Source organism: Micromonospora sp. WMMC250, from assembly GCF_027460215.1.
In the GTDB taxonomy this organism is placed as follows: Bacteria; Actinomycetota; Actinomycetes; order Mycobacteriales; family Micromonosporaceae; genus Micromonospora; species Micromonospora taraxaci.
Map to the genome: position 1 here is coordinate 7079799 of NZ_JAPZBJ010000002.1, position 14328 is coordinate 7094126.

Sequence of the window (14328 nt, forward strand, 5' to 3'; positions counted from 1 at the left end):
ACCGGAATGGCTCCGGATGACGCAAACCTCTTGATCAACTATTGACGGGAAGGGCTCAGCGGGCGGCGCAGGTCACTGCGGGGACGCCGTTGGTGCCTGTGGAGCTGCCCAGGAAGCCGAACGTCGCGGTGCGTGACGGTTCGACATTGCCGTTGTAGGCGACATTTGTCGCCGTCACCGACGAGCCGGACGACGTCTGGGTGGCACCCCAGATCTGGCTGATCGACTGCCCGTTGGGCCAGGTCCAACTGGCGGTCCAGCCGGACAACGTCGAACTGCCGTTGTTCGTGATCGTGACCTCGCCCTGGAAGCCACCCTGCCAGGAGCTGGTCACCTTGTAGCTGGCCGTGCAGGCGCCACCGGCCGGCGGCGGGGTGGTGGTCGGCGGCGGGTCGGTCGGACCCGGCGTCGGGGTGGTCGGCGTGGGGGTCGGCGACGTCGTGCCGCCCCGGATGCCGGTCACCTGACCGTTGCCACCGTCGAAGACCACGTCGGAGCAGCCGAAGAAGTTCTCCTGCGAGTCCGACCGCACCCAGCGTGAGTAGATGATGTGCTGGCCGCTCTTGCCCGACGGCAGGTTGCCGCTGAAGTAGTAGTGCCCGTCGTTGGTGCCGACGCCGCCGCGCTGCGGCGGGTTCGTCACCGTGAGGAACGGCTCCTCCAGGTCACTCCAGGCCAGCGCCCGGTTCGGGCTCCAACTGTTCTTCGTCACGTAGAAGTAGAACGTGCCCGGGTGGTGTGCCCAGTTGCTGTACTTGAAGTCCAACCGCGCCCCAGCGGTCAGGTGGGTCAGCGGCCAGTCGGTACGGGGCAGGTCGTAGCCGCGGAAGCCGGTGGCGCCACCGCTGCACAGCTGGCCGTCCGGGATGAAGCCGGTGGTCCGGCCCCCTGCGTCGGAGCGGAGCACGCTGAACCAGTTGTAGAGCGAGTTCGCGCCACTCGTCGCGACGGCGGCGGAGCACGCGGGGTTGGTCGGCCGGATCTCACCGGTCGTGCTGAGGCCGTCCTGCCAGCACAGGTAGGTGCGGCTGCCGGGCGTCATCGCCGCGCCGTGCGCCTCGGCAGGCTGCGGATTGGACGCCAGGGCGACGCCGCCCAGTGCGAGTGTCACGGCCGCGATGAGCAACGCGGCCGTACGGGAACGGTTCACAGGTTCTCCTGACTCGCGAGGCGCGCCGTCCGCGCCGCCCCGCTGACATCGGGTGGGATGTGGCATGATCGCCCGCCTCGGTGAGCGGTGCGACGATCACGGCGACGTGCCCGGCGGAGAATCAGCCGGTGGACACGCGCCATCGTCGGTCCAGCCCTGGACCGGTGCCCTCGCGTCGAACGAACCCGGCAACCGGCGGCACGGCAGCCCTCGCACCGCCCGGTACGCGTCATCCCACCATGCCGTAGGGCCCCGACGCAATAGTCGTTCCTCGATGCATCAATTGACCCGTCGACCGCCGATGGACGCCATATCCTGCCTAGAGGTGAGGAAATCGAGAGGTGGCGGTCGGTGCCGGACGTGTTCGACGAGGCGCACCGCCGTTGCCGCGGTGGCGAACCGGTCGCCCTCGCCACCGTCGTGGCCACCTGGCGCTCGGCGCCGCAGCCGCCCGGCGCGACAATGCTCGTCGCGGCCGACGGCACTGTCACCGGCAGTGTCTCCGGCGGCTGCGTCGAGGCGGACCTCTACGAACGGGCCCGCCGCGTGCTGGACACCGGCGCACCCGAGCTGACCAGGTACGGGATCAGCGACGACGACGCGTACACGGTGGGCCTGACCTGTGGTGGTGTCCTCGACGTCTTCGTGGAGCGCGTCGACGCCCACGCCCTGCCCGGGCTGGACGCGATCGCCGCCGCGCGCCGAGACGGCCGACCGGCGGCGGTTGTCACCTGCGTGGCGGCGGACGCCGGTGACCCGCCGGGCCCGGTGCCGGCCGATCCGGCCGGGCGGCTGGGTCGACGGCTCGTGCTGACCGGCCGGCAGCCGACCGGCTCCCTCGGTGACGACCGACTCGACGCCGCCGCCAGCGCCGATGCTCTCGGGCTGCTCGCCGCCGGGCACAGTGGAATGCTCCGGTACGGGTACCACGGGCAGCGACGCGGCTGCGGCGTGAGCCTCTTCGTGACGGCGTACGCCACACCGCCCCGGATGATCGTCTTCGGGGCCATCGACTTCGCCGCCGCCGTGGCCCGGATCGGCGCGTTCCTCGGCTACCGGGTCACCGTCTGCGACGCCCGGCCGGTCTTCACCACCGCGCGACGTTTCCCCGAGGCGGACGAGGTGGTGGTGCAGTGGCCGCACCGCTACCTGCGTACGGAGGTGGACGCCGGTCGGGTCGACGAGCGGACTGTGGTGTGCGTCCTCACCCACGACCCGAGGTTCGACGTGCCGTTGCTGGAGGTGGCGCTGCGCCACCCGCTGGCCTACGTCGGCGCGATGGGCTCGCGACGCACCCACGACGAACGGCGCAAGCTGCTGCGCGAGGCGGGGGTCAGTTCGGCGCAGCTCGCCCGGCTCGCCTCCCCGATCGGGCTGGACCTCGGTGGGCGTACCCCTGAGGAGACAGCGGTGAGTGTGGCCGCGCAGATCGTCGCGGCCCGCTGGGGCGGCACGGGTCGCCCGCTGGTGGCGCTCGACGGGCCGATCCACCAGCCGGGGTAGCGGTTGCGGCGGCTTCGGTGCTCGCCGGACGGCCCGCTGTGCCAGCCTGGTGCCACGGCGATCGGTTCGGCGTTGGCGGGTCGGTGGCGGGTGGCGAGGACGAGAGGACCGGCATGGGATACGCGGTGGTGCTCGGCGAGGCGCTGGTCGACCTGCTCGACACTGAGCGCGACGGTGAGCGGGTCTACCGGCAGGCGATCGGCGGTGGACCGCTCAACGTGGCCGTCGGTGTGGCGCGCCTCGGCGGCGCTGCACAGTTCGTCGGCTCGCTCGGCGACGACGTGCTGGGTGGTCGGATCCGCGCCTTCCTGAGTGCTGTCGACGTCGGGGTGGCCGGTGCGGTCACGGTGCCGGCGCCGACCACGCTCGCCGTGGTCACGTACGCCGGACCGGAACCGGACTTCCGTTTCTACGGTGAGCCGGCCTCCTACGGGCTACTCGGCCCCGATGACCTGGATCTCGCGCTGATGGAGGGCGCGGACGTGCTCTACTGCGGCTCGATCGTGCTCCTGCAACCCGGCGGGCTCGCCGCCGCCCGACGCGCCTGGTCGCTCGCCACCGGTCTGCGGGTCTTCGATCCGAACGTGCGTCCCCGGCTGTTGGACGGGCCGACTGCGCTGGAGGGGCTGCGCGAGGTGGTGGTCGAGTTCGCCGCCGGTGCGCACCTGGTCAAGCTGAGCGCCGCCGACGCCCGACTGCTCTACCCCGGTGAACCGGTCGAGGGGGTCGCGGCGTACCTGCGCGAGGTGGGTGCCTCCACGGTGGTGGTGACGCTCGGCGCGGCCGGTGCGGTGCTGGCTGCCGCCGACGCCGACCCGGTCCGGGTGCCGGCCCCGAAGGTCGACGCGATCGACGCCACCGGCGCGGGTGACTCGGTGATGGCCGCGTTGATCGCCGATCTGCTCGTCGCCGGGGAGCCGGTCACACCGGACGGGTGGGTGGAGCGGGTCGGGTTCGCGCTGCGGGTCGCCGGCCTGGTCTGTGAGTCACCGGGTGGCGCCACCGCCATGCCCACGCGCGCCGACGTGGAGCGTCGCTTCGGCTGAGTCATCAGCGGGAGCGCGCCGTCTTGACGCCTCCTTTATGTGAGCGTTAACATCGACGTCTTGCGATGGAAACATCCCTGCGCTTCTCGCCGGAGGCTTCGATGTCACCAGTCCGGATACCTCCGTCCTTCCGCCCCGTCGCCGCCATGCTGGTCATGTTTCTCGTCGCTGTCGGAGGTGTCGCCATCAGCCCACCCCAGCGGGCCCAGGCGTGGGACAACGGCGTGGCCGACACCCCACCGATGGGCTGGAACAGCTACGACTCGTTCAACTGGAGGGTCACCGAGGCCGACGTACGGGCCAACGCCGACTACATGGCCACCAACCTGCGGCAGTTCGGCTGGCAGTACGTGGTGATCGACTGGGCCTGGTACTACCCCGGACAACACAACAACAGCCCCAACCAGGACGCCAACCTGCAACCCCGACTCCGGATGGACGCCAACGGGCGGCTGCTACCGGACACCACCCGGTTCCCCTCCGCCGCCGGTGACAACGGGTTCAAACCCCTCGCCGACTACGTCCACGCGCAGGGGCTGAAGTTCGGCGTCCACCTGATGCGCGGCATACCCCGCCAGGCCGTCGCCGACAACGTCCCGATCCTCGGCACGAACTGCCGCGCCAACCAGATCAACAACAGCACCACCGCGAACTGGCTCAACCTCATGTGGGGCCTCAACATGTCCAACCCCTGCGCCCAGACCTACCTGGACTCGGTGTTCCAGCTACTGGCGTCCTGGGGAGTCGACTTCGTGAAGGTCGACGACATCGCCGCGCCGACGTACCGGCAGGCGGAGGTCGAGGGGTACCGCACCGCCATCCAGCGCAGCGGCCGCCCGATGGTGCTGAGCCTGTCGCCCGGCGCGACCCCGCTGGCCAGCGGCGGACACGTGCAGACCAACGCGCACATGTGGCGCATCGTCAACGACCTGTGGGACAACTGGTCGTCAGTGGACGCCCTCTTCGACCAACTCCGCAACTGGACCCCGTACCGCGCCACCGGCGCCTGGCCCGACCCGGACATGATCCCGATCGGTCGGCTCTCCAAGTACGGGCCGGTCGGATCGCCGCGCTACTCCAACCTGACGGCGGACGAGCAGCGCACCCTGATGTCGCTGTGGGTGATCAACCGGGCGCCGTTGATGTGGGGCGGCAACCTGGTCGAGAACCGCGCCTCCGAGCTGGCGTTGATGACCAACGCGGCGGTGCTGGCCGTCGACCAGAACAGCACCAACAACCGTCAGCTCACCGGCGGCACCCGGCAGGTGTGGACCGCCGACGTGCCGGGCAGCAACCACAGGTACGTCGCCCTCTTCAACCGGGAGAGCAGCACGGCCCCCGTGTCGGTCAACCTGGCCGACCTGGGCATCGGATCCGCCAGCGCGACAGACCTGTGGTCCGGTGCGGCACTCGGCACGGCGAGCGGCACCTTCACCCGTACGCTCCCGGCCCACGGAGCCGGGCTGTACCGGCTCGCGCCGGAGACCACGGTGCCGGTGCCGACCACGTCCACCCTCACGGCACGGCACAGCGGCAAGCTGCTGGACGTGTCGAACAACGCGACCACCGACGGCGCCGACGTGGTCCAGTGGGCCGCGAACGGCCAGCCCAACCAGCGGTGGCGGTTCCAGGACGCGGGCGGCGGCTACCAGACGGTGGTCAGCGTGCACAGCGGCAAGTGCCTCGACGTGTACGGCGGCGCGGGCGCCACCGCCGACGGGGTCCGAGTGACGCAGTGGACCTGCAACGGCGGCACCAACCAACAGTGGCGCGTGCAGGACCTCGGCACGGGCTACGTGCAGCTCGTCGCCCGGCACAGCGGCAAGTGCCTGGACGTCTTCAACGCCGCCACCACCGACGGTGCCCGCGTCGTGCAGTGGACGTGCGGCACCGGCAACCAGCAGCAGTGGCGGCGTACCTCGGCGTAGGTCGGTGTGGTGCGCCGCCGCCCCTGGTGGGCTGAGGGTCAGCCCTCGCCGTCGAGTTCGAGGTAGCCGCGCCGGGCGGCGATCAGGGCGGCGCGCGCACCGAAGGGCGCCTCGGCGGCCACCCGCTCCGGCGGGGCGCTGCCGGTGTGCGCGGCCCGGATCAGCCAGGCCAACCTGGCCAGCTCGACGTGCTGGGCGCGGACGAAGTCGACGTCCACCGGGTCACCGTGACCCGGCACCACCACGGTGCGCTCGGTGGTCAGCCGCAACAGGTCCGCGACCGCGTCCGGCCACCGCAGGGGGTACGAGTCCTCGAAGGCGGGCGGGCCGCTCTGCTCCACGAGGTCACCCGCCACGAGCACGTCGGCGTCCGGCACGTGCACCACCAGGTCGGCCTCGGTGTGCCCCCGGCCGGGGTGCCGTAGCAGCACCCGCCGACCGCCCAGGTCGAGCGTCGTCTCCGTCTGAACGGCGTGCGTCGGGGCGAGCAGGGGCGTGTCAGCCAGCTCGGCGGCGAGCGTCGGGTGCTCCGTCCGCACCTCCTCGTACGCCTCCCGGCGCAGCCGCTCCGGCTCGTCGCGCAGGGCCGCGACGGCCAGCTCGTGCGCGTACACCGGGCGGGGTGGCTCGCCGGCCAGGACGGCGTTGCCGAAGCAGTGGTCGTAGTGGTGGTGGGTGTTGACGAGAGTCAACGGTCGGTCGGTGACGGCCCGGACGGCGGCGGCCAGGTCGGTGGCCTGCGCGGCCGACGAGAGAGTGTCCACCAGCAGGGCCTCGTCGTCGCCCACGACCAGCGTGACGTTGACCCGCAGCATCGGCTCCCGCAGCACGTGCACCCGGTCGGCGACCTCGACGAAACCGGAGGTCACGACACCCGCCCGGCGCGTTCGACGAAACGTTGCCGGTCCACCATGATCCGGTCGACCCGGCCCCGGGCCACCGTCTGGTCCCCGTCGCTGACCGTGACCTCGAACGACAGGCGTCGGCCGTCGACCGTCGCCAGCAGGGCCTGCGCCCGGACCGTCCGGCCGACCACTGTCGGCGCCAGGTGCTCCAACTCGACCCGGGTGCCCACCGTCGTCGACCCGGGCGGCATACCGGTCGCCGTCGCCGCGACGGTCGCCGCCTCGGCGAGCGCGAGGACCCGGGGAGTGCCCAGCACCGGTACGTCCCCCGAACCCACCGCCTGGGCGGTGTCCGCGTCGGTGACTGTCAACTCGACCTGGGCGGTCAGACCCGGCGCGAAGGCCGGCTCGGGCTGCTCCTGCATGGTCGTCAGCCTAGGTGCTCACCGAGCCCGTCGAGCACGCGCCCGGTGATCCCGACACCCACCGTCTCCCACCTGTGCGCGGCCCCGCCGGGTGGTCCCCGTCGGTCGATGCCGTACCCGTCGTTAACCTTGACGGCGATGGCCGTCGTGACTGACCCCCAGCCCCCCGCCCGGACCGACCCGCCCGCGTCCCCGGACGGCGGTCGTCGGCGCGTCGTCGCCATGACCGTCTGGGCGGTCACCTTCGTCGCCGCGTGGCTGGCCATCGGGCTGCCCACCGACCCCGCGTACGCCTTCGTGTGGATCTGGCTGGCGACCATCGCCTGGAACAGTGAGCGGCCGTGGCGCAGTCACCTGCGCTTCGCCCGGGACTGGGTGCCGGTGGTGCTGCTGTTCGTCGTCTACAACCTCTCGCGGGGGTTCGCCGACAACGGGGCCACCCCGCACGCGATGGAGTTGATCGTCGCCGACCGGTTCATGTTCGGCTGGGCCACCGGCGGGGAGGTGCCCACCGTCTGGTTGCAGCAGCACCTCTACCACCCGCAGGTGCACTGGTGGGACGTCGCGGCGAGCTGGGTGTACTTCTCCCACTTCGTGGTGGCGCTCGCCGCCGCCGCGGTGCTCTGGCTGCGCGACCGGCACCGCTGGGCCGCGTACATGCGGCGCTGGGGCTTCCTCTGCGCCGCCGGCCTGGTCACCTACTTCCTCTACCCGGCCGCCCCGCCCTGGTGGGCCGCGCAGAACGGGCTGCTCACCGAGGTCGCCCGGATCTCCACCCGGGGCTGGAAGGCGTTCGGCATGCACGGCGCCGGCAACGTCCTCAACGCCGGCCAGATCGCCTCCAACCCGGTCGCCGCGATGCCGTCGCTGCACACCGCGTGGGCGTTGTTCGTGGTGCTGTTCTTTCTCGCCGGCACCCGCCGTCGCTGGTGGCCGCTGCTGCTCGCGTACCCGCTGGCGATGACCTTCACCCTGGTCTACTCGGGTGAGCACTACGTGATCGACGTGCTGGTCGGCTGGGCGTACGTGGGATTGACCTTCCTGGTGGTCGGCCTGGCCGAGCGCGGCTGGACCGCCTGGCGGGCCCGCCATCCGAAGGCCGGAACGCCACCGCCCCCCGAGCGGACGGACGACCCGGAGACACCACCCAACGAACCCCCGTCCCCCCGCACACCAACCACCCCCAGCAAAGACCCCCAGGTCCCCGCCGACCACTAACCCCCCACCGCACCCCCCCGGGTGCGCCCCCCGGGTGCGCCCACCCCGGTTGATCAAGAGGTTTGCGTCACCGATCCCCGGATTCCTGACGCAAACCTCTTGATCAACGCCGGTGGGCGTGGGGACGCCGGGCGCGGTGGCTCCGGCCGGCGTGTTGGGGGATGAGGTCATGATCAACACGGGGGTGGGGGGCGAGGGAGGGTAGGGAGGGAGGGGCGGGTTAGGGGCGGTGGCGGGCTTGGTGGGCTCGCTGGGTCAGGTCGGCGGCCAGGGCCCAGGCTTCGACAAGGTCGCGGTCCTGGGCGGTGGCACCGGAACCGCCCGCCGTGTCCGCATGCACGGAAGCCAATCCGAGGCGGCGCTGAATCGGCCCCTGCACCACCCGCACGCTCTGAATACGGGCGTACGGCACGATCACCAACTGGCGGGTGAGCCGCCCGGAGCGGGTGGCGAACACCTCCTCGAACAGCCCCGCACCGAGGGCGCGACGGCCCACCGGGTGCAGCCACCGGGTCCGGGCCGGCGGAGGGCTCAGCGTCAGGGCGTCGAGGCGTACCCCCGGAAGCACCTCCGCGACGATCATCGTCGCGGTCGGCAGGTCACCGACCGGCAGCAGCCGATCGGGGCGGTTACGGTCGTCGGCCTCCGCGACGGAAAACCCGGCCACCTCCAGCCGCAGCCGCAGCCAACCGTTGACCCGCCACAGCAGCGGCCACGTGGCCCGCACGGTCTGCACCCGGGCCAGCGGTACGGTCTGCGAGCGCGTCTCCAACAGGCCGTTGTGCACCCGCAACGTGCCGCCGTCGCGGGCCAGCCGGAAGTTCCAGTCGTCGAGCACCCGGCGCACCGGTTGCAGCAGCACACCGGCCATCGCGGTCAGCGTGCTCGCCACCGCGACGAACGACCACGACCCCGCGGTGAGGAACTGGATCACGACGACCGCCACACCGAACGGAAGCAGGAACGCCTGCGGCGTGAGCAGTTGGCTGATCAGCAGGCTCTGGTTGCGTACCGCGTGCAGTGGCCGGCCCGGTGCGGCGACCGTCGGTGCCGGCGCTCCCGGTGTCACCGCGGACGTCGCCTGCTCCGGCTCGGGTGCCGGTGCCTGCGCCACCCGCCCGGCCAGCGCCAGCAGCCGGTCGCGCAGCCGGGCCGCGTCGGCCACCCCGAGGTACGCCAGGGGCGCCTCGGTCTTGCCGCCACCGACCACCTCCAGCCGCAGCTCGGCCAGGCCGGTGAGCTGGGCGAGCAGTGGCCGGACCACCTCGACGGCCTGCAGACGCTCCAACGGGATGGCCCGGGTACGACGCCAGAGCAGCCCCTCGTACACCCGGAGTTCGCGGCCCACCACGTGGTAGCCGGTGTTGTACCAGCTCACCACCGACAACACCGTCGCGCCGAGCGCCAGCACCGCCACCATGGCGGCGAACCAGCCGAAGCCCACCCGGGACAGCGTCGACCACGACAACCCGGCGATCACCACCACCAGCGACTTGGCGCCCTGCAGGACCGGACTGAGCGGGTGCAGCCGCTGCCGGGGCTCGCCGTCGCCACCGCCCGGCGGCGCCGGCCACGGGGCCGACGCGTCCCGTGGCATCGGCTCGTGCGGCGACGGGCTGCTGGGTGGCACGGTGCTCGGCTCGGCGGGCCCGTCGCTCATCGGGCCGGCCCTCGCAAGCCCGGCTCACTCCTCGCGCTCACAGGGCCGCTTTTCGTTCGCGACTGCGGGGCTCGCAAGCCCGGCTCACTCCTCGCGCTCATCGGGCCGCTTTTCGTTCGCGACTGCGGGGCTCGCAAGCCCGGCTCTCTCCTCGCGCTCACAGGCCCTCCGCCCGGTCTTCGCCGAGCGCGGTGAGCCGGTCGCGTAGCCGGGACGCCTCCGCCGGCCGCAGCCCGGGCACCCGGGCGTCGCTCGCCGCCGCAGCCGTGTGCAACTGCACGGTGGCCAGGTCGAAGGCGCGCTCCAACGGCCCGGCGCTGACGTCGACGAACTGCATTCGCGAATACGGAACGATGGAGAGCCGCCGGACCAACAGCCCGTGCCGGACCAGCAGGTCGTTCTCCCGCTCGGCATACCCCCAGGCGCGCACCGCGCGGACGATCGCGATGGCTCGCCACCCGCCGAGCAGCGCGACGACGGCCACGGCGAGCCCGAACAACCAGTGGCCGCTGAGGGCCCAGCCCACCGCCGTCCCGGCCAGCCCGATGGCGACCACGACCGCCAGCCGGATCAGCTCCACCCAGATCAGGTCGGTGGAGATCGGCTGCCAGTTGACGGTGCTCGGCCAGGGATCCAGCGGCCCACGCCCTGACGACGGCAGAGGGCCGGCCGGCAGGAGGCCGGGCGGGGGCAGGTCGGGGGCGCGCTGGTCGGCGTAGGGCGCCGTGCGGTGACCAGGCGGCGGTAGCGCGCCCGGCGGCAGCGGCGCGGGCGACGAGGCGTCGGGCGCGACGGGCTCCGGGCCGAGCGTGCCAGGTGCCGGGAACGCGCCGGGCGGTGGTACGACACCGGGTGGTGCGGAGGCCGGGGTGGGCGGCCAGGACGGGGAGGTGGGGCCGGGGGAAGCCGGTGGGTCGCCGCTCACGTGTCGAGCGTAGGCGATCCGGGCACCGGAGTGACGGCACGCAGGAAGCCCCGAGCGTCCAGGAAGTCACCGAGGCTGCCCCGGTGCGCGGCGCAGGCCAGCCAGGTCTTGCGCCGGTCGGCGTCGTGCAGTCGGGGATTGTTCCACTTCAGGGCCCAGACCGCGGCGGCCCGGCAACCCCGGGCCGAGCAGACCAGGGCTTCGTCGGCGGGGGAGGGGATGCTCATCCCGGCCAGTCTAGGGCGGCGGGACGGGAAGTTTGAGCGCCGGGCGACCACGGGGGGAGCCGCCCGGCGACGGGATGAATCGTACACGCGGCGGGCCGATCCGTGCACACCCGCGTTGCGCGGTTCGGCCACGGGGACGGCGCGGCGAAAATCGGCTTCTCCCCACCTCGACACTCAGCAAGGCATGCGAGTCTTGATACCGCACCAGCCGCGACGACCGAATGATGCTGTGGAGGACCGGTGGCCCAGCCGACCATGCCCGACGCCCCGACGCCGAACGGGGCGGCACCACAGACGCCCGCGCCGGTGACCACACCCGCGCAGGACGCCACCCTGCTGGAGAAAGCGCTGTTCGAGATCAAACGCGTGATCGTCGGGCAGGACCGGATGGTCGAGCGGATGTTCGTCGCGCTGCTCGCCCGTGGTCACTGCCTGCTCGAAGGGGTGCCCGGGGTCGCCAAGACCCTGGCCGTGGAGACCCTCGCCAAGGTCGTCGGCGGGTCCTTCGCCCGGGTGCAGTTCACCCCGGACCTGGTGCCGGCCGACATCATGGGCACCCGGATCTACCGCCAGTCGAGCGAGAAGTTCGACGTCGAGCTGGGGCCGGTCTTCGTCAACTTCCTGCTCGCCGACGAGATCAACCGGGCCCCGGCGAAGGTGCAGTCCGCGCTGCTGGAAGTGATGAGCGAGCGGCAGGTGTCCATCGGTGGGGAGAGCCACCGGGTGCCCGACCCGTTCCTGGTCATGGCCACCCAGAACCCGATCGAGCAGGAGGGCGTCTACCCGCTGCCGGAGGCGCAGCGCGACCGGTTCCTCATGAAGATCGTGGTGGGTTACCCGACCGACGCGGAGGAACGGGAGATCGTCTACCGGATGGGCGTGGCCCCGCCGGAGCCGACAGCGGTGTTCGACACCCCGGACCTGATCGCTCTGCAACGTAAGGCCGACCAGGTCTTCGTGCACAACGCTCTGGTCGACTACGCGGTGCGGTTGGTGTTGGCCACCCGCGCCCCGGCCGAACACGGCATGCCCGACGTCGCGCAACTGATCCAGTACGGTGCCAGCCCGCGCGCCTCCCTCGGCCTGGTCCGCGCCACCCGCGCGTTGGCGCTGCTGCGGGGGCGCGACTACGCGTTGCCGCAGGACGTGCAGGACATCGCGCCGGACATCCTGCGGCACCGGTTGGTGCTCAGCTACGACGCGCTCGCCGACGACGTACCCGCCGATCACATCGTGCACCGGGTCATGTCGACGATCCCCCTGCCGGCTGTCGCACCCCGGCAGCAGGCCACCCCGTCGTCGAGCGTGCCCCCGCCGGGCGCTGGCTGGCCCGGGCAGCGCCCGTGACCTCACCCACCCCTCGTCCCGCCCCCCTCGCCGACCGGAGTGAAGCCGTGCTGTCCCGGCTTCAACTGCTGGTCACCCGCAAGCTCGACGGTCTGCTCCAGGGCGACTACGCCGGTCTGCTCCCCGGGCCGGGCAGTGAGGCGGGGGAGTCCCGGGAGTACCGCCCCGGAGACGACGTGCGCCGGATGGACTGGCCGGTCACCGCCCGGACCACCACCCCGCACGTGCGGCATACGGTGGCCGACCGGGAGTTGGAGACCTGGCTGGCGCTGGACCTCTCCGCCAGCCTGGACTTCGGCACCGGGCAGTGGCTCAAACGCGAGGTGGTGGTCGCTGCGGCGGCTGCCATCACCCACCTCACCGTACGCGGGGGCAACCGGATCGGCGCCGTGATCGGCACCGGTGGCGGCGCTCCCGTGCCGGCCCGACGCTGGCGGAGCGCACCGCCGCCGGCGGGGCCCGGAGTGCTCACCCGTCTGCCGGCCCGCTCGGGTCGCAAGGAGGCGCAGGGTCTGCTGCGTACCGTCGCCGGCACCACCATCCAACCCGGCCGTGGTGACCTGGGTGCCCTGATCGAGATGCTCAACCGCCCGCCTCGACGGCGCGGGGTGGTGGTGGTGGTCTCGGATTTCCTCGCGCCGCCCGAGCAGTGGGCCCGGCCGTTGCGCAAACTGCGGGTGCGCCACGACGTACTGGCGATCGAGGTGGTCGACCCGCGGGAGCTGGAGCTGCCCGACGTGGGCGTGCTGCCGGTGGTCGACCCGGAGAGCGGCGAGCTGCACGAGGTGCAGACCGCCGACCCTCGGCTGCGGCAGCGTTACGCCGATGCCGCCGCCGCCCAACGCGCCACGATCGCCGCCGCCCTGCGCGGCGCCGGCGCGTCCCACCTGCGCCTGCGTACCGACCGAGACTGGCTGCTGGACATGGTGCGATTCGTGGCCGCGCAGCGGCACGCCCGCACCAGGGGGACGACACGATGATCCGTTTCATGCAACCGTGGTGGCTGCTGGCCGTGCTGCCGGTGCTCGCCCTCGCCGCGTTCTACATCTGGCGGCAGCTGCACCGCCGGGCGTACGCCATGCGGTTCACCAACGTGGACCTGCTGCGGACGGTGGCGCCGAAGGGGCTGGGTTGGCGTCGGCACGTCCCGGCGACCGCGTTCCTGCTCTGCCTGCTGGTGCTGGCCACCGCGTTGGCCCGGCCGGCGGTCGACACCAAGGAGCCGCTGGAGCGGGCCACCGTGATGCTCGCCATCGACGTGTCGTTGTCGATGCAGGCCGACGACGTGGCGCCGAACCGGTTGGAGGCGGCCCAGGAGGCGGCCAAGCAGTTCGTCGGCGAGCTGCCGGAGAGCTACAACCTGGGGCTGGTGTCGTTCGCCAAGGCGGCCAACGTGCTGGTGCCGCCGGGCAAGGACCGGGACGCGGTGACCAGTGCCATCGACGGGCTGGTGCTGGCCGAGGCGACAGCGACCGGCGAGGCGGTGTTCACCTGCCTGGAGGCGATCCGGTCGGTCCCGGCGGACGGCGCGGCGGGCATCCCGCCGGCCCGGATCGTGCTGCTCTCCGACGGTTTCCGCACCTCCGGGCGGGCGGTGGAGGAGGCGGCGGCGGCCGCGCAGGCCGCCAACGTCCCGGTCTCCACCATCGCGTTCGGCACCGACACCGGTCAGGTCGACATCGGCGGGCAGTTGCAGCGGGTGCCGGTGGACCGGTTGGCGCTCGCCGACCTCGCCGAGACCACCGAGGGCTACTTCTACGAGGCGGCGTCGGTGAGTGAGCTGAAGCAGGTCTACCAGGACATGGGCAGCTCGATCGGGTTCCGCACGGAGCCGCGCGAGGTGACCCAGTGGTACGCGGGGATCGCGCTGCTGCTGGCGCTCTGCGCAGGTGCGCTCAGCCTGCTCTGGTCGTCCCGGATGCTCTGAGCGGTGGGCCGGCGGCGGGCAGCGCCGCCGGCCGCCCGCAGTGGACGACCGGAACGAGTGCGCAGCCGGTCAGTGACCGCCGGTCAGCACAGCCGGTCAGTGACTGTCGGTCAGCACAGTCGGTCAG

The 14328-nt window shown here is 72.3% G+C and carries 13 protein-coding genes; 7 read left to right on the forward strand and 6 right to left on the reverse strand.

All coding sequences use genetic code 11. The features are described from left to right. Positions 1–55 precede the first annotated feature (55 nt). Entirely contained in the window at positions 56–1150 is a 1095-nt protein-coding gene (locus O3438_RS32245) for a lytic polysaccharide monooxygenase auxiliary activity family 9 protein (RefSeq protein WP_269683255.1), read from the reverse strand. 351 nt (positions 1151–1501) lie between these two features. Here O3438_RS32245 and O3438_RS32250 point away from each other — a divergent pair, with 351 nt between their 5' ends. The 3 genes from O3438_RS32250 (at position 1502) to O3438_RS32260 (ending at position 5627) form a co-directional block, all read left to right on the forward strand. Then, the gene (locus tag O3438_RS32250; protein ID WP_269683256.1) at positions 1502–2653 is read left to right on the forward strand and encodes an XdhC family protein; all 1152 of its coding nucleotides are present in this window, start codon (positions 1502–1504) and stop codon (positions 2651–2653) included. A 113-nt stretch (positions 2654–2766) separates the two neighbouring features. Then, positions 2767–3699, forward strand: a complete 933-nt coding sequence (locus O3438_RS32255; protein WP_269683257.1) for a PfkB family carbohydrate kinase — start codon at positions 2767–2769, stop codon at positions 3697–3699. Between the two features lie 146 nt (positions 3700–3845). Further along, a complete protein-coding gene (locus O3438_RS32260) occupies positions 3846–5627 on the forward strand; it encodes an alpha-galactosidase (RefSeq protein WP_269683258.1) in 1782 nt (593 codons plus the stop codon). 38 nt (positions 5628–5665) lie between these two features. On the opposite strand, the gene O3438_RS32265 is transcribed toward O3438_RS32260, so the two are convergent. Together O3438_RS32265 and O3438_RS32270 are read right to left on the reverse strand one after the other, a co-directional pair. Next, positions 5666–6496 (reverse strand): MBL fold metallo-hydrolase, encoded by an 831-nt coding sequence (locus O3438_RS32265; RefSeq protein WP_269683259.1) that lies wholly within the window; start codon positions 6494–6496, stop codon positions 5666–5668. Beyond that, positions 6493–6897 (reverse strand): thioesterase family protein, encoded by a 405-nt coding sequence (locus tag O3438_RS32270; protein WP_145779911.1) that lies wholly within the window; start codon positions 6895–6897, stop codon positions 6493–6495. The genes O3438_RS32265 and O3438_RS32270 overlap by 4 nt, the downstream gene beginning before the upstream one ends. 138 nt (positions 6898–7035) lie before the next feature. On the opposite strand from O3438_RS32270, the gene O3438_RS32275 reads away from it, so the two are divergent. Continuing rightward, positions 7036–8115, forward strand: coding sequence for a phosphatase PAP2 family protein (locus O3438_RS32275; RefSeq protein WP_269683260.1), 1080 nt, complete (start codon positions 7036–7038; stop codon positions 8113–8115). A gap of 220 nt (positions 8116–8335) precedes the next feature. On the opposite strand, the gene O3438_RS32280 is transcribed toward O3438_RS32275, so the two are convergent. The 3 genes from O3438_RS32280 to O3438_RS32290 form a co-directional block, all read right to left on the reverse strand. Further along, positions 8336–9775 (reverse strand): PH domain-containing protein, encoded by a 1440-nt coding sequence (locus O3438_RS32280; RefSeq protein WP_442929685.1) that lies wholly within the window; start codon positions 9773–9775, stop codon positions 8336–8338. Between the two features lie 157 nt (positions 9776–9932). Then, the gene (locus O3438_RS32285; RefSeq protein ID WP_269683830.1) at positions 9933–10469 is read right to left on the reverse strand and encodes a PH domain-containing protein; all 537 of its coding nucleotides are present in this window, start codon (positions 10467–10469) and stop codon (positions 9933–9935) included. Positions 10470–10696: 227 nt separating this feature from the next. Then, positions 10697–10927 carry a hypothetical protein gene (locus O3438_RS32290; protein WP_269683261.1) on the reverse strand — a complete coding sequence of 77 codons (231 nt, stop codon included), beginning with the start codon at positions 10925–10927 and terminating at the stop codon, positions 10697–10699. Positions 10928–11167: 240 nt separating this feature from the next. Here O3438_RS32290 and O3438_RS32295 point away from each other — a divergent pair, with 240 nt between their 5' ends. The 3 genes from O3438_RS32295 to O3438_RS32305 are packed head-to-tail and all read left to right on the forward strand — an operon-like array spanning position 11168 to position 14201. Beyond that, on the forward strand, positions 11168–12274 hold the full coding sequence (locus O3438_RS32295) for an AAA family ATPase (protein WP_269683262.1): 1107 nt from the start codon (positions 11168–11170) through the stop codon (positions 12272–12274). Next, positions 12253–13254 carry a DUF58 domain-containing protein gene (locus O3438_RS32300; protein ID WP_269683831.1) on the forward strand — a complete coding sequence of 334 codons (1002 nt, stop codon included), beginning with the start codon at positions 12253–12255 and terminating at the stop codon, positions 13252–13254. The genes O3438_RS32295 and O3438_RS32300 overlap by 22 nt, the downstream gene beginning before the upstream one ends. After that, on the forward strand, positions 13251–14201 hold the full coding sequence (locus tag O3438_RS32305) for a VWA domain-containing protein (RefSeq protein WP_269683263.1): 951 nt from the start codon (positions 13251–13253) through the stop codon (positions 14199–14201). The genes O3438_RS32300 and O3438_RS32305 overlap by 4 nt, the downstream gene beginning before the upstream one ends. The last annotated feature ends 127 nt before the right edge of the window (positions 14202–14328 follow it).